The organism is Streptomyces sp. CA-251387, assembly GCF_050936625.1.
Classification (GTDB): Bacteria; Actinomycetota; Actinomycetes; order Streptomycetales; family Streptomycetaceae; genus Streptomyces.
Map to the genome: position 1 here is coordinate 319,907 of NZ_JBNJMJ010000001.1, position 17,296 is coordinate 337,202.

Consider the following 17,296-nt stretch of genomic DNA (forward strand, 5'->3'; position numbering starts at 1 on the left):
TCGAGGCAGACCGCCTGGAGCCGCAGAAGGGATGATCACCGTGACACGACCCAGGATCCTGGTGGTTGGAGCAGGCTTCGCCGGAGTGGGATGCGTTCGCCGGCTGGAACGCAAACTCTCCCCCGACGAGGCCGAGATCACCTTGGTGACGCCGTCCTCCTACCAGCTCTACCTGCCGCTGCTGCCCCAGGTCGCCTCCGGCGTCCTGACGCCCCAGTCGATCGCCCTGTCGCTGCGCCGCAGCCGCAAGTACCGCACCCGGATCATCCCGGGCGGCGCCATCGGCGTGGACCTCGCGGCCAAGGTCTGCGTCGTCCGCACCATCACCGACCGGATCGTCAACGAGCCGTACGACTACATCGTGCTGGCCCCGGGCAGCATCACCCGCACCTTCGACATCCCGGGGCTCGTCGACAACGCGTACGGCATGAAGACGCTCGCGGAGGCGGCCTACCTCCGCGACCACGTCATCTCCCAGCTCGACCTCGCCGACGCCAGCCACGATCCGGACGAGCGTGCGGCACGGCTGCAGTTCGTGGTGGTCGGCGGCGGGTACGCCGGCACCGAGACGGCGGCCTGTCTGCAGCAGCTGACCCACAACGCGGTCAAACGCTATCCGCGGCTCGACCCGGCCCTCATCAAGTGGCATCTGATCGACATCGCACCGAGGCTGATGCCCGAGCTCGGCGAGAAGCTCGGCAAGGACGCCCAGGAGATCCTGCGCAGGCGCGGCATCGAGATCTCCCTGGGCGTGTCCATCGCGAAGGCGGGGCCCGAGGAGGTCACCTTCACCGACGGCCGGGTGATCCCCACCCGTACGCTGATCTGGACCGCCGGTGTCGTCGCCAGCCCGCTGATCGGCACGCTGGGCGCGGAGACGATCCGGGGGCGGCTCGCGGTCACCGCCGAGATGAACCTGCCCGGGCACGACGGTGTGTTCGCGCTCGGCGACGCCGCCGCGGTGCCCGATGTGGCGAAGGACGAGGAGGGCGCCGTCTGCCCGCCCACCGCCCAGCACGCCATGCGCCAGGGCAAGGTCGTGGCCGACAACGTCATCGCGGCCCTGCGCAACCAGCCGCTGCGGCCGTACCGGCACAAGGACCTCGGTCTGGTCGTCGATCTCGGCGGCACCGACGCCGTCTCCAAGCCCCTCGGCATCGAGCTGAAGGGCCTGCCCGCGATGGCCGTCGCCCGCGGCTACCACTGGTCGGCGCTGCGCACCAACGTCGCCAAGACGCGCGTGATGACGAACTGGCTGCTCAACGCCGTGGCCGGGGACGACTTCGTGCGCACCGGGTTCCAGTCCCGCACTCCGGCCAAGCTGAAGGACTTCGAGTTCGTGCACGCGTATCTGACGCCGGAGCAGTTGCGGGCGCAGGTCGCCGGGACGGACGGAGCCGGAGCGGGCGAGGGGGCGGCCGAGTGAGGTGCGGCCTCGGCTGAGCCGGGCTGATGGCGTGAACGCGCAGAGAGCGGGAGAGAGCAAGGCGGCGTGAAGGCAGCGGGACGGCCGGTTCGGGCGCGACTGCGTGACCGTGTCGCCGCGTCGGACCCCGGCCTGCTGCGGCTGACCGCCGGGCTCCGTACGGCGGGCGCGATCGCCCTCGCGGTCGCCGTGCTCGCCCTGCTGGGCACCGACGTCACCCATCTGGTGGCGGGCGCTCTGGCGGCGATGGTCGCCACCTTCGCCATCCGGGAGAAACAGCGCGGGCAGCAGGCCGTCACGCTCGTCCTGGGCCTCCCGGTGGCGCTGGCCTCCCTGACGCTGGCGGCCCTGCTGCACCGCCATGTCCTGGCCGGCGACCTGGTCTTCGTCGCGCTCATCTTCTGTGCCGTCTACGGCCGCAGATTCGGCGACCGTGGCACCGCGCTCGGTCTGATCGGCTTCCAGATCTACTTCGTGTCCCTCTTCGTCGGCGCCACCGTCTCCGACCTGCCCGAGCTGTGCGGTGCGGTCGCCGTGGCCTTCGCGTGCAGCGCGCTGGTGCGCTTCGCGCTCGTCCCCGAGACGCCGGCGGGAGTGCTCCAGCGGCTGCGCGAGGCCTTCCGGGCCCGCCTGGCCCAGCTGCTGTCGACGCAGCTCGACCTGCTCGACGCCGGGCCGGAGGAGGCGGACCGGGCCCTGGAGCAGGTGCGCGAGGGCACCGCCCGCCTGCACGAGACGGCTCTGCTGATCCAGAGCCGGCTGGCCGAGGGGACCGCCGGCGAGGCCGTGGCCCGGCTCGTCCAGCGGCGCGTCGCGGATGCCGAGATCGCCGCCGAGCGCCTGGGGCTGGCGCTGCTGCGCGCACGCGGGGCCGAGCGGGTGGACACGCTGGCCCTGCATCTGCCGGGTGCCCCCGTCCCCTCGGGCGGGCGGCAGCCCGTACGGGACGAGTCGACCGTCGTGCTGCGCCGTGACCTTCAGGCGCTGCGCCTGCTGGTCCTGCGCCCCGTCGACCAGGCTGCCGGAACCGCGGTCTCGCACGTCCGCAACCGGCTCCTCGGCTACCGCGACGAGGAGAACCTGCCCGACGCGCCGCCCGCCGTCCAGGATGCCTTCCGGGCCGTCGGCGAGGCCGCCCGCGCGGTCCTCGGACTGCGGATCGCCTTGGGCGGGGCCCCGGACGAATCGGACGACACCCCGGCCACGGCCCGCTCGCGCGAGGAGCTCGACGCCGAGGACGCCGTACTCGACGCCGCCGATCAGGCGCCCCCGGAGGAGGCCACCGGGCTGCGGCGGCCCACGACGCGTGCTGCCGTGCAGGTCGCCGTCGGGTCGTCGCTGGCCATGGTCGGCGGCGAGCTGCTGTCCCGGGACCGCTGGTACTGGGCGGTGCTGACCTGCTGGATCGTGTTCCTCAACACCGCCTCCACGGGCGAGATCCTGGTCAAGGGCTACCGCCGCCTGCTGGGCACCGTCCTCGGCGTCCTGGCCGGCATCGTGCTGGCGGGCGCGGTGGGGCGGCACACCTGGACGGCGTTCGCGCTGGTGCTGCTGTTCGTCTTCGCGATGTTCTACTCGGCACCGCTGTCCTACACGCTGGTGTCCTTCTTCGTCACGGCGGCCCTGGGGCTGCTCTACACCCTGCTGCACACCTACAGCCTCTCGGTGCTCGTGCTGCGCATCGAGGAGACGGCGCTGGGCGCGGCCTGCGGGGTGATCGCGGCCGCGTTCGTGCTGCCGGTGCAGACGGACCGCCGTACGAACGAACTCCTCGCCACCGTGCTGGAACGGCTCGGCGACGTCACCCGCAGCGCCGTGGACCAGCTCAGCGGCGGCCCGCCCGTCGAGCTGCTCGACCAGGCGCGCGACCTGGACCAGGCGCTGGCCGATCTGCGGGCGGCCACGCAGCCTCTCATGCACCCGGTGACGCCGCTGCGGGCCCGGCGGGAGACCGCCCGCCATGTCGTCGCCCTGCTCGAGACCTGCGCGTACCACGCGCGTTCGCTGGCCGCGACCGCCGAGTTGCTGCCCACCCACCCCTCGATCGCGGCGGATCCCCGGCTGCGCCGGGCCGCGGGGCGGATCGCGCACAACCTCGAGGCGATCTCCGCTCACGTCACCGACGAACACGCCACGGACAGGATCGAGACCGGCCCGAGCATCGCGTCCCTCCTGGGACCGGCCGGCGCCGGCGCACCGCGCTACGGCCGGGTCACCGACCGCGTCCTGCGGCATCTGCAGCGCCTGGACGAGGGCATGGCTGGTCTGGCGCGGCCGCTGGGCGTGCCCGTGAAAGCGCCGGAAGGCGACGGCTCACCTGGGAGAAACCGGGGTACGCGGATGTCATGACCGATGTCGTGGACTCAGACGAACTGTTGCGGCGCATGCAGCGCGCCAGGGCTTACGCACGACGGGAGGAGCGGACATGGCGGGCCCGCAGCGACGAGCTGGGGCAGGCCGACCCTGCGGGAGCCCGTGACGCCGCGGTGCGGACGCTGGCCTACGAGACCGTGATCAGGGTGCTGGACGAGTTCCTGACCCCGGGCACGCACGACCAGGAGGACTGACCGGGCCGGCGGATTGGCGTCGCCCCTGGCGGGAACCCGGGTGTGCATGACAGCCGATCAGACCCGAGCACCGGTCCTGGAGGCCCTGGCCGACTACCACCGCCGTGGGCGGACGTCGTTCACGCCGCCCGGTCACAAGCAGGCGCGCGGCGCCGATCCCGCGGTGCGGGAGGTGCTGGGCGACGCGGTGTTCCTCGGTGACGTGCTGGCGTCGGGCGGTCTGGACGACCGGCTCCACCACGGCGGCGTCCTGGAACACGCCGAGGCGCTGATGGCCGACGCGGTGCACGCGCAGCACACGTACTTCACCACGTGCGGCAGCTCCCTGTCCGTCAAGGCGGCGATGCTGGCCGTCGCGGGGCCGCACGAGAAGCTGCTCTTGGGCCGGGACGCGCACAAATCGGTCGTGTCGGGTCTCGTTCTGTCCGGTATCGAACCGGTCTGGGTCGAGCCGCAGTGGGACGCCGAACGGCATCTGGCCCACCCGCCGTCCGCGGAGGCGTTCGCCAGGGCCTTCGAGGCCCATCCCGACGCCAAGGGGGCCCTGGTCACCAGCCCGACGCCGTACGGCAGTTGCGCGGACCTGGCGGCGATCGCCGAGGTCTGCCACGGCCGCTCGCGCCCGCTGATCGTCGACGAGGCGTGGGGCGCGCATCTGCCGTTCCATCCCGATCTTCCGTCCTGGGCGATGGACGCGGGAGCCGACATCTGCGTGACCAGCATCCACAAGATGGGCAGCGGCCTGGAGCAGGGATCCGTCTTCCACCAGCAGGGCGATCTCGTCCCGGCTCAGCTGTTGCAGATGCGGGCCGACCTGCTGGGCACCACCAGCCCGTCGGTGCTGATCTTCGCCGGTATGGACGGCTGGCGCCGGCAGATGGCCCTGCGCGGCAAGGAGATCATGGGGGACGCGCTCGATCTCGCGGCCGAAGTGCGGGCCGCCATAGAGCAGATCGACGGGATGCACGTCAATGACCGGGACGACTTCTGCGGTGCCGGACTCGCCGCCGACTTCGACCCGCTGCCCGTGGTCATCGACCTCGACGGCCTCGGCATCTGCGGGTACCAGGCCGCGGACTGGCTGCGGGAACACCGGAACGTGGACGCCCACCTGAACGACCACCGCCGCATCGGCACCCAGCTCACCCATGGCGACGACCACGAGACGACCGGCGAACTGCTCGCCGCGCTCAAGGCCCTCGCCCAGGCGGCGCCCGAGCTGCGCCCGGCACCACGGATCGAGGTGCCGCCGCCGGCCGAGCTGCGGATGGAACAGGCCGACACACCGCGGGACGCGTTCTTCGCCTCCACCGAGGACGTCCCGGTGGACAAGGCCGCCGGACGCGTCGCCGCCGAGATGATCACCCCGTATCCGCCCGGGATCCCGGTCGTCCTCCCCGGCGAGCGGCTGACCGAACCGGTCCTGCGTTACCTCGTCACCGGCCTGGCCGCGGGCATGAACCTCCCCGACGCGAGCGACTCCCGACTGGAGCGGATCAGGGTCGTCGCCGGGAACGGCCGGTGATGGCGAACGGCCGCTCGAACCTCGCAGTGCGTGAAACCGGTCACTTACCCCGGTCTCGGTTACGCGGAATCCCCGAAGATGGTTTACGGTTCATCCATAAGTGGTCACGGGGTAGACCGCATCCGTCCCCCGTGCACCACCACCTACAACCCTAGCTGGCCTCCCCCGTCCAGCCAGGGCTTTTTCATGCCCTCGGCGACCCACCGACCGGGAGTCCCGGCCGAAACCACGCTCCGCCGAGGTGCTCACCGCGCCCGCAGCGGCTGAAATGGACGCAGGCAAGCACCGGAAGCTCGGTCCTCGCGAGGAGCCCCGTGTCATGACCAAAGCGATCAAACTGCTCACCGCCCTTCCCCCACCCAGCGTGAGCGTCTGATGTCGCTCGCCCGGGAGGTCGCCTTCCCGGAGGACGCCCGCATCTTCGAGGCGGGCGGCACGGCCGACCGCTTCTGGGTCATCCGCTCGGGCGCCGTCTCCCTCGACCAGCGCGTGACGTCGATCCAGCGGGTCACCGTGGCCAGCCTCGGCGCGGGCGACCTGCTCGGCTGGTCCTGGTTGTTCCCGCCGTACCAGTGGGACTTCGGCGCGGAGGCCTTCAGCCCGGTGCGCGCCTACGAGTTCGACGCGGCGGCGGTACGCCGGCTGTGCGAGGAGGATCCGGCGCTCGGGCTGTCGCTGGTGCGGCACGTCGCCGAAATCCTCGCGCACCGGCTGGAGATGACCCGGGGCAAGCTGATGGAGCAGTACGGGCAGCACCGGCGCAGCGTGCTCTGAGCGCCGGACGGGGTTCGCTCTGCCGTGTCGGACGTGGGGCGCTCTGCCGCGTCAGACGCGGTAGCGGCGCAGGGCCGGCACCGCGGCTGCCAGGCCCAGTATGAGGACGACGACCAGCAGCCCGCCGCCCACGGTTGCCGTCCGTGCGCCGAAGGCCGAGCCCGCCGTGCCGTGCAGGACGTCGGCGAGGCGTGGGCCGCCCGCGACGACGACCGTGAACACGCCCTGCATCCGGCCGCGCATCTCGTCACTGGCCGCGGACAGCAGGATCGCCCCACGGAACACCATGGAGACCATGTCGGCGACCCCGGCGAGAGCCAGGAACACCACCGCGAGCCACAGGCTGCCGCTCAGCCCGAAACCGGTGATGGCCACGCCCCAGGCGACGACCGCGCCGATCACCATCCAGCCGTGCCGGCGGGCCCGGGAGAACGTGCCGGAGAACAGCCCGCCGGCCACCGCGCCGATCGGGATCGCCGCGAACAGCAGTCCCAGGGCGAGCCCTTCGCCGTACGACCCGTAGGTCTCGCTCGCGAGTTGCGGGAAGAGGGCGCGGGGCATGCCGAAGACCATCGCGATGACGTCGGCCAGGAAGGACAGCAACAGCACCTTGTGCAGGGCGATGTAGCGGAACCCCTCCGCGATCTCGCGCACGCCTGCACGTCGCTTCGTCATGGCGTCCGGGCTCGTCAGGGGCGGCAGCGCGGGCAGCCGTACGACCGCCCAGACGGTGACGCACAGGGCGAGCGCGTCGATGAGGTACAGCTCGGCCAGGCCGATGACCGGGATGAGTACGCCGGCCAGCAAGGGGCCGACCACCTGGCCGGTCTGCATGACGGTGGAGCCGAGGGCGTTCGCGGCGGGCAGTTCGCCGGCCGGGACGAGGCGGGCGATGGAGGCGTTGCGGGCCGGGGCGTTCAGGCCCCAGAACGCCTGCTGCACGGCGAGCAGCACCATCAGCGCGGCCACCGAGTCGAGGCCGGTGACGGCCTGGAGCCAGAACAGCACCGAGGTGACCGCGATGCCGCTGTTGGTGATCAGCAGCAGCTTGCGCCGGTCCATGGTGTCGGCGATCGCCCCGCCCCACAGCGCGAACACCGCCAGCGGCAGCAGTCCGGCGAGGCTCGCGGCGCCGACCCAGGCCGAGGAACCGGTGATGTCGTAGATCTGCTTGGGCACGGCGACCGCGGTGAGCTGGCTGCCGACGGCTGTGACGACGGTCGAGGACCACAGGCGGCGGTAGGCCGGGCGGCGCAGGGGCCGGGTGTCCATGGCCCACCGGCGCCAGCCGCGCCGGGCGGGTGCCGGCGCCTCGCGGGTCGACGCCGGCTGATCTTCGGTGCTGCTCTCGCTCGTGTCCACGCGCTTCCTGGTTGCTCGTTACACCTATCCGAACCAGGGTTCACTATGGCACCAGGCGTCACGCATGCGGGATGCGATATCTCAGCTTCCGGACATGGCCAGGTTTCCGGACACGGTCAGGCTTTGGGGCATGCTCAGGCCCCGGCGATGAGCATGACGCCGAGCACGATCATCGTCGCGGCGACCAGTCCGTCCAGGACGCGCCAGGCCTTGGGCTTGGAGAGGTGACGGCTCAGCAGCCGCGCCCCGAAGCCCAGTGCGGCGAACCAGCACAGGCTGGCGAGTGCGGCACCGAGACCGAACGTCCAGCGCAGCGGGCCGCGGTCGGCGGCAACCGTGCCGAGCAGGAAGACGGTGTCGAGGTAGACGTGCGGGTTGAGCCAGGTCATCGCGAGGCACGTCAGCACGGCCCGCCGCCTCGACCCCGCCGCCTCGCCCTCCGTCAGCAGAGCACCGGCCGGCCTGAAGACGCGGCGGGCGGCGAGAGCGCCGTAGCAGAGCAGGAACACCCCGCCGACCCAGGCGACCGCCGTCAGCACCCCCGGCCAGGCCACGACCACCGCGCCGACGCCGGCCACGCCCAGGGCGATGAGGAGCGCGTCGGACAGGGCGCAGATGCCGACGACGGCGAGGACCGCGTCCCGGCGGATCCCCTGACGCAGGACGAAGGCGTTCTGGGCGCCGATGGCGACGATGAGGGAGAGGCCGGTGCCGAATCCGGCGGCCGCGGTGGTCAGGGCGTTTGTCATGCCTTTCACGCTAGGTAACTGATCTCCTCGCGTACAGCTAAAGATTCTTAGGTATCTTTAGCTGTTGTGAAGACCGAGCTGACCGAGCTTCCCCTCGACCAGGTGCGCACCCTGCTCGCGGTGGTGGACGAGGGCACATTCGACGCGGCCGCCGCCGCGCTCCATGTGACGCCGTCGGCGGTGAGTCAGCGGGTGAAGGCCCTGGAGCAGCGCACGGGGCGGGTGCTGCTGGTGCGGACGAAGCCGGTGCGGCCGACCGAGTCGGGCGAGGTCGTCGTGCGGTTCGCCCGCCAGCTGGCGCGGCTGGAGCGTGATGCACGGGCGGAGCTGGGCATGAGCGGGGCCGGGGACGCCACGCGGGTGTCGATCGCGGTCAACGCCGACTCGCTGGCGACCTGGTTCCTGACGGCGCTCACGCGCGTGCCGGAGGAGCCACGGCTCTGCTTCGAGCTGCGGCGGGAGGACGAGAGCCGTACGGCGACGCTGCTGCGGGAGGGCCGGGTGATGGCCGCGGTGACCTCGTCGCCCGACCCGGTGGCGGGTTGTTCGGTACGCCCCTTGGGCCTGATGCGCTATCTCGCCGCGGCGAGCCCGGAGTTCGCCGAGCGGCATCTCGGCGGCTCGCTGGGGGACGCACTGGGGCGGGCGCCGGTGATGACCTTCGACCGGAGCGACGACCTCCAGGACGCGTTCGTCCGCAGGCTGCGGCGCACCCGCACCGGCGCGAGCGCCGTACGACACCACGTCCCCACCTCGGAGGGTTTCCTGTCGGCCGTGACCGCAGGACTGGGCTGGGGCATGGTCCCGGAGGTGCAAGCCGCACCGCTCCTGAAGGACGGCCGCCTCGTGCAGTTGGCCCCGGATCGACCGCTCGACGTCCCGTTGTACTGGCAGCAGTGGAAGCTGGACTCACCGGCGCTGGCCGCGGTGACGGATGCGGTGGCAGCCACGGCGGCGGAGGCGCTGCGCGGCTGAGCAGTTCCCCTGTCGGTGCCACGGTGTGCCGTCGTTGGTCTGCCGCGCCGTCGTGGCTGGTCGCGCAGTTCCCCGCGCCCCTTCAAGGGCGCTGCCGCACCGCCAATTGGACCGCCACGCTGTCCAGCAACATCTCCAGGGCCGTCGGATACGCGCTGGTCACCATCCGAGTCGCCAGCAGCGGAGCCGCCTCGGCGATGCGGGGATGGGTCGCACGGGGCAGTCGCGCATAGGTCGACCGCCACATGTCCTCGTCGGCCCGGAGCGACGCACGCGGCAGCGCCAACGCCGCGGCGTCGAGCGCGGCGAAGGCCAGCGTCTGGTCGATGAAGGCGTGGTAGATGCGCACGGTGTCCGGCAGCGAGAATCCTGCCGTGCGCAGGATGTCCAGCACGGCCTCGTCGGCGGCGAGTTCGTTGGCCCGGCCGGTCACGCGGCTCGTCGTCAGCACGGCGGCCTGCGGATGGGCGACGTACGCGCCGTGGATGCGCAGCCCGACGGCGCGCAGATCGGCCCGCCACTCCCCCGTCGGCTCCCAGCCCCGCAGGGCCTCGCCGATGAGGGCGTCGCCGATGGCGAGGGTCAGGTCGTCCATGCCGCGGAAGTAGCGGTAGAGGGTGCTCGGGTCGGCGTCGAGGGCGAGGCCGAGGCGGCGGGCGGTGAGACCGGCGCTGCCGTGTTCGCGCAGCATGCGCAGGGCCGTCTCGACGATCAGCCGCTCCGACAGCACGGTGCCGCTCTTCGTGGGACGGCGTCGACGCCGCTTCTCCTCCGGAACGACCGGTTTCGGCATCATGACCTCCGAGCCTTATGCCAACGCCATTGACCTTACGTGAGGGCGCGGCGTTGTATCTCCGGCGGGGCCCCACCACGTCGTAGACCTTCAGTCGAGGGAGTCTTGTCATGCGTGTCCTGCTTGTGGGAGCCGGCGGAGTGGGTACCGCCGTCACCCGGATCGCGGCCCGGCGTCCGTTCTTCACGGCGATGGTGGTCGCCGACTACGACCTCGCGCGGGCCGAGGCGGCCGTGGCGGCCCTCAGCGGGGACGCCCGCTTCCGGGCCGAGCGCGTCGACGCCGGCGACGAGGCGGCGGTGGCCGCGCTGCTGGAGCGGCACGCCTGCGACGTGCTCCTCAACGCCACCGACCCGCGGTTCGTGATGCCGCTTTTCCGGGCCGCGCGCACGGCCGGGGCCACGTATGTCGACATGGCGATGTCGCTGTCGCGGCCGCATGCGGAGCGGCCGTACCAGGAGTGCGGGGTAAAGCTGGGCGACGCCCAGTTCGCGGAGGCGGCCGACTGGGAGAAGGCGGGGGCGCTGGCCCTCGTCGGCATGGGCGTGGAGCCGGGCCTGTCGGACGTGTTCGCCCGGCACGCGGCCGACGAACTCTTCGACGAGATCGAGGAGATCGGCGTCCGCGACGGCGCGAACCTGACCGTCGACGGCTACGACTTCGCGCCGTCGTTCAGCATCTGGACCACGATCGAGGAGTGCCTCAATCCGCCTGTGGTCTACGAGGCCGGGCGCGGCTGGTTCACCACCGAGCCCTTCAGCGAGCCCGAGGTGTTCGACTTCCCCGAGGGCATCGGCCCGGTCGAGTGCGTGAACGTGGAGCACGAGGAGGTGCTCCTGGTCCCGCGCTGGGTCGACGCGCGCCGGGTCACCTTCAAGTACGGCCTGGGCGAGGAGTTCGTCCGGACGCTGAAGACGTTGCACCTGCTGGGCCTGGACCGCACCGAGCCGGTCACGGTGCCGAGCCCGGCGGGACCGGTCCAGGTGTCTCCTCGGGATGTGGTCGCCGCGTGTCTGCCGGATCCGGCGACGCTGGGCGAGCGGATGCACGGCAAGACCTGCGCGGGCACGTGGGTGCGGGGCGTGAAGGACGGCGCGCCGCGCGAGGTGTACCTGTACCACGTGGTCGACAACCAGTGGTCCATGGCGGAGTACGGCTGCCAGGCGGTGGTGTGGCAGACGGCGGTCAACCCGGTTGTCGCGCTCGAACTCCTCGCCACGGGCGCCTGGTCGGGCGCGGGCGTGCTCGGCCCGGAGGCGTTCCCGGCCCGCCCGTTCCTGGATCTGCTGACCGCGTACGGCTCTCCGTGGGGCATGCGCGAACAGTGACCGAATTCGCCGGGACCCATGGGGGTTTCACTTGCGCATCGACAGGCGACTCGAAAACGAGTAATGCATCCACCGAGGGCACGTACGACGATCGCAGGTGACTTTGATGGACGACTGGCGAGACTACGCCGCCTGCCGCCATGAGGACCCCGACCTCTTCTATCCGATCGGCACGTCCGGACCGACCGTGTTGCAGACGGAACAGGCGAAGGCCGTCTGCCGGCGCTGCTCGGTCCGGGAACAGTGCCTGCGCTGGGCGCTCGACCAAAAGCAGTTCATCGGGATCTGGGGCGGCACGAGCGAGGACGAGCGACGTGCGCTGCGGCAGCGGGCCGGATAACCGGCGGATCGAGGCACACGTCATCGGATCCGCTCGGATCAGTCGGGCGCCGCGGCCGCCGGCAACCGCAGGGTGAACACGGAGCCGGTACCGGGCTCGCTCGCCGCGTCGACCGTACCGCCGTGCGCGGCGACCAGGTGCCGGACGATCGGCAGGCCCAGCCCGCTGCCTCCGGTACGCCGGCTGCGGGACTTCTCCGCACGCCAGAACCGGTCGAAGACGTGCGGCAGGTCCTCGGGATCGATACCGGTCCCCGTGTCGGTGACGTCGAGGACGATGTCGTCGCCGTCACGCCGGGCGGCGAGCGTGACGGTGCCGCCGGCCGGTGTGTGGCGCAGGGCGTTGGAGACGAGGTTGCCGAGTGCCTGGCGCATGCGGACGGGGTCGGCGTCCAGCCAGGGGGTGCCGTCCGCGGCCGTGCGCAGGGTGACGCCCGCCGTGTCGGCGGCGACGCGGTGGGCGGCGGCGACCTGGTCGACGAGTTCGTCGGCCCGGACCGGCTCGCGGTGCAGGCGCAGGGCCCCGGCGTCGGCGGCGGCGAGGTCCTGGAGGTCGTCGATGACGCGCTGAAGGACGAGCGCCTCCTCGTGCAGGGAGGCCAGCAGGGCGGGAGCGGGATCGACGACGCCGTCGCGGGTGACTTCCAGCCAGCCGCGGATGTTGGTGAGCGGGCTGCGCAGTTCGTGCGCGATGTCGCTCACCATGGCCTTGCGCTGGGCCTCCAACCGCTCGCGCCGCTCGGTGAGTTCGTTGAACGCCGCGGCGAGGATGCCGGTCTCGTCGCGGGTGGTGACGGGGACGCGCACATGCAGCTCGGGCGGCTGCTGGGCCGCCTCGGTCAGCGCCCGCAGCGGCCGGACGAGCCGGGTGGCGACCACGGCGGTCACGGCCACCGTGACGGCCAGAACGAGGCCGGCGGCCCCGACGACCTTGGCCTTGTTGGCCGGGGACATGTCGAACCGGACGGCGGCGGTGTCCCCGACCCCCAGAAAGAGTTCGGCCACGGGGGCGACATAAGGGTCGAGTTGGGCGCGGCGCGCGGCGTCGACACAGCTCTCCGCCTCGCGTACGGAGCCGCTGTCGCCCGGTCTGGACTTGCCCATGAGGTACCGGGTGCCGAGGCGCTGCTCGGTCACGTCGACCGTGACGAAGGGCGTCGCGCCGGTGCTCAGGCCGTGCCGGTCCAGGCAGGCACGGGAGCGCTCGGCCAGTTCGGCCAGGGCCTTCTCCTCGGTGGGGGTCGGGGTGTTCAGGAGCCCGTCGGCGCACTCGTCGGGCACCTGCCCCGCCGAAACGGGGCCGTCGTGGTCCGTGACGACGGGGCGGCCGCTCGGAGTCTGGACGACGTCGGCCTCGTAGCCGTTGCGGGCGAAGCACTTCTGCCGGATCAGGGCGAGCTTGTCGAGTCGGGCCCGCTCCGTGTCCGTCACCCGGTACGGGCCGACCACGCGCGGATCGATGCCGCTGCGCTGTGCCCCCCGTTCGGTGTAGGTGTCGGTGCGAAGGGGGTCCACGGTGGCGGCGGCGCGCGGCGGCAGGGCGGTGCCGGGCGGCGCGGAGTCGGCGAGGGGCCTGCGGTCGGGGGTCGTCAGGGCGATACGGCGCCCGGTCCGCTCGGACAGCGCACGGACGGTCTCCTCGACTCCCGTCCAGTCGGAGTGGGTCGCGGCGTAGCCGCTGAGCCGGGCGAGGACGTCCATGTCCTCCGCGAGAACCTGCCCCTGTTCCTCCCGCAGCGCCCGGGTGGTGGTCTCCACGGCCAGCCAGGCCGTCGCCGCCACCGAGCACACGGCGATCAGCACCGTCGCGATCAGCAGCCGGACCAGGAGGCGCTTGCGCAGCGGGATGCGCCGGCTCATCCGCGGCCGCCGCTGAGCTTGTAGCCGACGCCGAACACGGTCAGCAGTCGCACGGGCCTGCGCGGGTCGGCCTCGATCTTCTTGCGCAGGTTCATGATGTGGACGTCGACGGCCCGTTCGGTGGAGGCCCGGTCGGTGCCCCGGGTGCACTCCAGCAACTGCCGCCGGGAGAAGACCCGTTCGGGTTCGGCGGCCATGGCCAGGAGGATCTCGAACTCGGCCGGTGTGCACTCCACGGGCGCCCCGTCGCACCGCACCTCGTGCCGCACGGGATCGACGGCGATCCCGGCGGCGCGTACGACGGGACCCTCCCGCCGGTCGGCGGCGCGCGCGCTGCGCCGCAGCACCGTGCGGATGCGGGCCATCAGCTCGCGCGGGCTGTACGGCTTGGTCATGTAGTCGTCGGCGCCGAGTTCGAGGCCGAGCAGGACGTCGTCCTCCGTCGACCGGGCCGTCAGCATCAGCACGGGGATGTCCGGATTCTCGGGGTTCCGGCGCAGCACCCGGCACACCCCGAAGCCGTCGATCACCGGCAGCATCAGGTCCAGCACGACGAGGTCGGGCCGCTGCCGCCGGACCGCGTCGAGGGCGGCCGACCCGTCGTGGACGACGGTGGCGGTGTGGCCCTCCGACAGCAGGGAGCGGCGTATGAGTTCGGCCTGCATCTCGTCGTCCTCGGCGACCAGCACATGTGCGCACACGCGGCGGATCCTAAGCGGTCGGGGAGGTCAGCGGGCCAGTGACTTGGCGTCGCCCATGACGACGACGGGATGCCGGCCGGGGTCCAGCGCCAGCAGAAGCTCCTTCATGTGCTCGCGCGCGATGCTGACGCAGCCCTGGGTCGGCCCGTCGTGGTCGACGTGCAGCCATATGCCGCCGCCGCGTCCGGCGCCGAGCGGGCGGGTCCAGTCGAGGGGCGTGGTGCCGGGCTTGCGGTTGTAGTTGATGGCGATCACGTAGTCGAAGGAGCCCGCGAGGGGCTCGCCCTCGAAGCCGGTGCCGGTGGCGGTGAACCCGGAGCCGTGGTCGTACGGCAGCTTCGTGCCGGGGTCACGGAGCAGGCCTCCGGCGTCGGTGAGGGTGAAGACCCCGATGGGTGAGCGCAGATCGCCGGCGCGGTGGTGGTCGGTCCAGCCGCGCAGGGCGTTGTGGGCGGGCCAGCTGTCGCCGGCCTCCCAGCCGATGTCGCTGCGCTCGTACAGGACGACGGTGGACTGTGCGGAGTTCCTGCCGCGCCCGGTCACGACGACGGCCTGGCGTGCCTCGGAGGGCACCTGCGCCCACGTCTTGGGCCCGAGACCGGGCAGTTGCTGCGGGGCCACTTCAAGGGCGACGTCCGGCAGCGGTGTGCTGGTCGAGGGCCGGGTGACACCGGGCTCGTGGTCCGGTGTCACCACGGCACCGCCGCCGCAGCCGGTGAGCAGCAGGGAGGCGGCGAGCAGTGCGACACGGGGCTTGTGCGTGATCATGCGTCGACCTTGGCCGACACTTGTGAGGAACTCGTCAGGTCCACGAGAAAGGCCCGGCCATGAGCGTTCGCATCCGGCGCGTCTATGAAGCACCCGAACCCGAGGACGGCGTGCGCGTCTTGGTCGACCGGCTGTGGCCGCGCGGTCTGTCGAAGGACGCGGCGCACGTGGACGAGTGGCCCAAGGGGCTCACCCCGTCCACCGAGCTGCGGCGCTGGTACCACGCGGGCGAGAGGTCGTACGAGGATTTCGCGCGCCGCTACGAGGCCGAGCTGGCCGCTCCCGAGGCGGCAGAACTCCTCGATCAGGTGCGGGAGTTGACGAGGAAGGGCGACGTGACGCTGCTGACCGCGTCGAAGTCGCCCGAGCAGAGCCACGCCGCCGTACTGGCCCGCCTCCTCGAAGCCTGAGGAGACGGGCCGTACGCCGCCGTCAGGCCGTCTGCCGCGCCGCGGCCCGGCCCGCCGCCCTCCCCGAGAAGAGGCAGCCGCCGAGGAAGGTGCCCTCCAGGGCGTTGTAGCCGTGGACGCCGCCACCGCCGAAGCCGGCGACCTCGCCGGCCGCGTAGAGACCGTCGATGGGCGTCCCGTCGGCTGCGAGCGCGCGGGAGTCGAGGTCGGTCTGGATGCCGCCGAGGGTCTTGCGGGTGAGGACGTGCAGCTTGACGCCGATCAGGGGGCCGGCCGCCGGGTCGAGGATGCGGTGCGGGGTGGCGACGCGGCCGAGGCGGTCGCCGATGTAGCGGCGGGCGTTGCGGATGCCCTGCACCTGGGCGTCCTTGCTGTACGGGTTGGCGATCTGCAGGTCGCGGGCCTCGATCTGGCGCCGGATGCCGTCCGCGTCGAGGAGCGGCTTGTCCGTCAACTGGTTCATCTTCTCGACCAGTTGCTCAAGGGCCGAAGCGGTCACGAAGTCCGCGCCGTTGCGCACGAACGCCGCCACCGGTCCCGGGGCGCCCTTGCCGAGCACCCGCTCCTTCAGGAAGCCCGCCCGGTCCTTGGCGGTGATGTCGGGGTTCTGCTCGGAGCCCGACAGCGCGAACTCCTTCTCGATGATCTTCTGGCTGAGGATGAACCAGGAGTGGTCGTACCCGGCGATGTCCTCGGTCGTGCGCAGGTACTTGAGGGTGCTGAGGGTGTCGTAGCCCGGCAGGCACGGGTCGGGCAGGCGGCGGCCGAGGGCGTCGAACCACATCGAGGACGGTCCGGGCAGGATGCGGATGCCGTGGCCGGGCCAGATCGGGTCCCAGTTCTGCAGGCCCTCGGTGTAGTGCCACATACGGTCGCGGTTGACCAGCCGTATACCCGCCTCCGCGCTGATGTCGAGCATCCGGCCGTCGACGTAGGCCGGGACGCCGGTGACCATCTCGGTGGGCGGTGTGCCGAGGCGCTCGGGCCAGTAGCGGCGGACGATCTCGTGGTTGGCGCCGATGCCTCCGGTGGTGACGACGACGGCCTGGGCGGTCAGCTCGAACTCTCCGGCACGGTCGCGGTTGGAGGCGACACCGCGCGGCGAGTTGTCCTCGGCCAGGACCGTGCCGCGCACGCCGCGCGCCGCGCCCTCCTCGATGACCAGCTCGTCGACCTGGTGCCGGTGGTAGAAGGTGAGCAGCCCGTCACTCGCGGCCTGCTTGGCGTACCGGACGAACGGCTCCACGACACCCGTGCCGGTGCCCCACGCGATGTGGAACCGGGGTACCGAGTTGCCGTGGCCGTCGGCGCGCAGGTCGCCGCGCTCCGCCCAGCCCACCGTGGGCAGGAACTTGATGCCGTGCCCGTCCAGCCAGACCCGCTTCTCCCCGGCCGCGAACTCGACGTACGCGCGCGCCCAGCGCACCGCCCAGGAGTCCTCGTCGTCCGTCCGGTCGAACCGGGCGCTGCCCTGCCAGTCGTTCCAGGCCAGCTCGAAGGAGTCCTTGATGCCCAGGCGGCGCTGCTCCGGGGAGTCGACGAGGAACAGCCCGCCGAAGGACCAGAAGGCCTGCCCGCCGAGGTTGGCGGCGTTCTCCTGGTCGACCAGCGCGACCCTGCGGCCCCGGCTGGTCAGTTCGTGCGCGGCGACCAGGCCCGCGAGTCCCGCTCCGACGACGATGACGTCGGCATCCATGGCGACCGTCCCTTCCTCATACG

General features: G+C 72.0%; 15 protein-coding genes and 1 pseudogene. 9 read left to right on the top strand and 7 right to left on the bottom strand.

Going from position 1 to position 17,296, the window contains the following annotated elements; all coding sequences use genetic code 11:
- Positions 1 to 31 precede the first annotated feature (31 nt).
- The 5 genes and pseudogenes from ACQEV2_RS01485 (at position 32) to ACQEV2_RS01505 (ending at position 6,292) form a co-directional block, all read left to right on the top strand.
- A complete protein-coding gene (locus ACQEV2_RS01485; protein ID WP_433035485.1) occupies positions 32 to 1,426 on the top strand; it encodes an NAD(P)/FAD-dependent oxidoreductase in 1,395 nt (464 codons plus the stop codon).
- 66 nt (positions 1,427 to 1,492) lie between these two features.
- Entirely contained in the window at positions 1,493 to 3,775 is a 2,283-nt protein-coding gene (locus ACQEV2_RS01490) for an FUSC family protein (RefSeq protein WP_433035488.1), read from the top strand.
- The gene (locus ACQEV2_RS01495; RefSeq protein WP_433035491.1) at positions 3,772 to 3,993 is read left to right on the top strand and encodes a hypothetical protein; all 222 of its coding nucleotides are present in this window, start codon (positions 3,772 to 3,774) and stop codon (positions 3,991 to 3,993) included. The genes ACQEV2_RS01490 and ACQEV2_RS01495 overlap by 4 nt, the downstream gene beginning before the upstream one ends.
- 46 nt (positions 3,994 to 4,039) lie before the next feature.
- Positions 4,040 to 5,518 carry an aminotransferase class I/II-fold pyridoxal phosphate-dependent enzyme gene (locus ACQEV2_RS01500; RefSeq protein WP_433035494.1) on the top strand — a complete coding sequence of 493 codons (1,479 nt, stop codon included), beginning with the start codon at positions 4,040 to 4,042 and terminating at the stop codon, positions 5,516 to 5,518.
- Positions 5,519 to 5,837: 319 nt separating this feature from the next.
- Positions 5,838 to 6,292, top strand: a pseudogene (locus ACQEV2_RS01505) (cyclic nucleotide-binding domain-containing protein).
- Between the two features lie 51 nt (positions 6,293 to 6,343).
- On the opposite strand, the gene ACQEV2_RS01510 reads toward ACQEV2_RS01505, so the two are convergent.
- Positions 6,344 to 7,654: an MFS transporter gene (locus ACQEV2_RS01510; RefSeq protein ID WP_433035497.1), complete on the bottom strand. Its 1,311-nt coding sequence runs from the start codon at positions 7,652 to 7,654 to the stop codon at positions 6,344 to 6,346.
- Between the two features lie 134 nt (positions 7,655 to 7,788).
- Complete coding sequence (locus ACQEV2_RS01515; protein ID WP_433035500.1) at positions 7,789 to 8,403, bottom strand: LysE/ArgO family amino acid transporter; 615 nt, start codon at positions 8,401 to 8,403, stop codon at positions 7,789 to 7,791.
- Positions 8,404 to 8,469: 66 nt separating this feature from the next.
- Here ACQEV2_RS01515 and ACQEV2_RS01520 point away from each other — a divergent pair, with 66 nt between their 5' ends.
- Entirely contained in the window at positions 8,470 to 9,378 is a 909-nt protein-coding gene (locus ACQEV2_RS01520) for a LysR family transcriptional regulator ArgP (RefSeq protein ID WP_433035503.1), read from the top strand.
- Positions 9,379 to 9,460: 82 nt separating this feature from the next.
- Here ACQEV2_RS01520 and ACQEV2_RS01525 read toward each other — a convergent pair whose 3' ends face one another.
- Positions 9,461 to 10,171 carry a TetR/AcrR family transcriptional regulator gene (locus ACQEV2_RS01525; protein WP_433054111.1) on the bottom strand — a complete coding sequence of 237 codons (711 nt, stop codon included), beginning with the start codon at positions 10,169 to 10,171 and terminating at the stop codon, positions 9,461 to 9,463.
- Positions 10,172 to 10,281: 110 nt separating this feature from the next.
- On the opposite strand from ACQEV2_RS01525, the gene ACQEV2_RS01530 reads away from it, so the two are divergent.
- Positions 10,282 to 11,499: a saccharopine dehydrogenase family protein gene (locus tag ACQEV2_RS01530; RefSeq protein WP_433035506.1), complete on the top strand. Its 1,218-nt coding sequence runs from the start codon at positions 10,282 to 10,284 to the stop codon at positions 11,497 to 11,499.
- Between the two features lie 106 nt (positions 11,500 to 11,605).
- On the top strand, positions 11,606 to 11,839 hold the full coding sequence (locus tag ACQEV2_RS01535) for a WhiB family transcriptional regulator (RefSeq protein WP_433035509.1): 234 nt from the start codon (positions 11,606 to 11,608) through the stop codon (positions 11,837 to 11,839).
- 38 nt (positions 11,840 to 11,877) lie between these two features.
- Here ACQEV2_RS01535 and ACQEV2_RS01540 read toward each other — a convergent pair whose 3' ends face one another.
- Genes ACQEV2_RS01540 through ACQEV2_RS01550 form a run of 3 tightly spaced genes read right to left on the bottom strand, consistent with a single transcriptional unit; the run spans position 11,878 to position 15,167 of the window.
- The gene (locus ACQEV2_RS01540) at positions 11,878 to 13,698 is read right to left on the bottom strand and encodes a sensor histidine kinase (RefSeq protein ID WP_433035512.1); all 1,821 of its coding nucleotides are present in this window, start codon (positions 13,696 to 13,698) and stop codon (positions 11,878 to 11,880) included.
- A complete protein-coding gene (locus ACQEV2_RS01545) occupies positions 13,695 to 14,399 on the bottom strand; it encodes a response regulator transcription factor (protein WP_433035515.1) in 705 nt (234 codons plus the stop codon). The genes ACQEV2_RS01540 and ACQEV2_RS01545 overlap by 4 nt, the downstream gene beginning before the upstream one ends.
- Before the next feature lie 27 nt (positions 14,400 to 14,426).
- Complete coding sequence (locus ACQEV2_RS01550; RefSeq protein WP_433035518.1) at positions 14,427 to 15,167, bottom strand: L,D-transpeptidase family protein; 741 nt, start codon at positions 15,165 to 15,167, stop codon at positions 14,427 to 14,429.
- A 59-nt stretch (positions 15,168 to 15,226) separates the two neighbouring features.
- Between ACQEV2_RS01550 and ACQEV2_RS01555 the strand changes: the two genes are divergently transcribed.
- Positions 15,227 to 15,577 carry a DUF488 domain-containing protein gene (locus tag ACQEV2_RS01555; protein ID WP_433035521.1) on the top strand — a complete coding sequence of 117 codons (351 nt, stop codon included), beginning with the start codon at positions 15,227 to 15,229 and terminating at the stop codon, positions 15,575 to 15,577.
- Positions 15,578 to 15,599: 22 nt separating this feature from the next.
- Here ACQEV2_RS01555 and ACQEV2_RS01560 read toward each other — a convergent pair whose 3' ends face one another.
- A complete protein-coding gene (locus tag ACQEV2_RS01560) occupies positions 15,600 to 17,273 on the bottom strand; it encodes an FAD-binding dehydrogenase (RefSeq protein WP_433035524.1) in 1,674 nt (557 codons plus the stop codon).
- Positions 17,274 to 17,296: the final 23 nt, after the last annotated feature.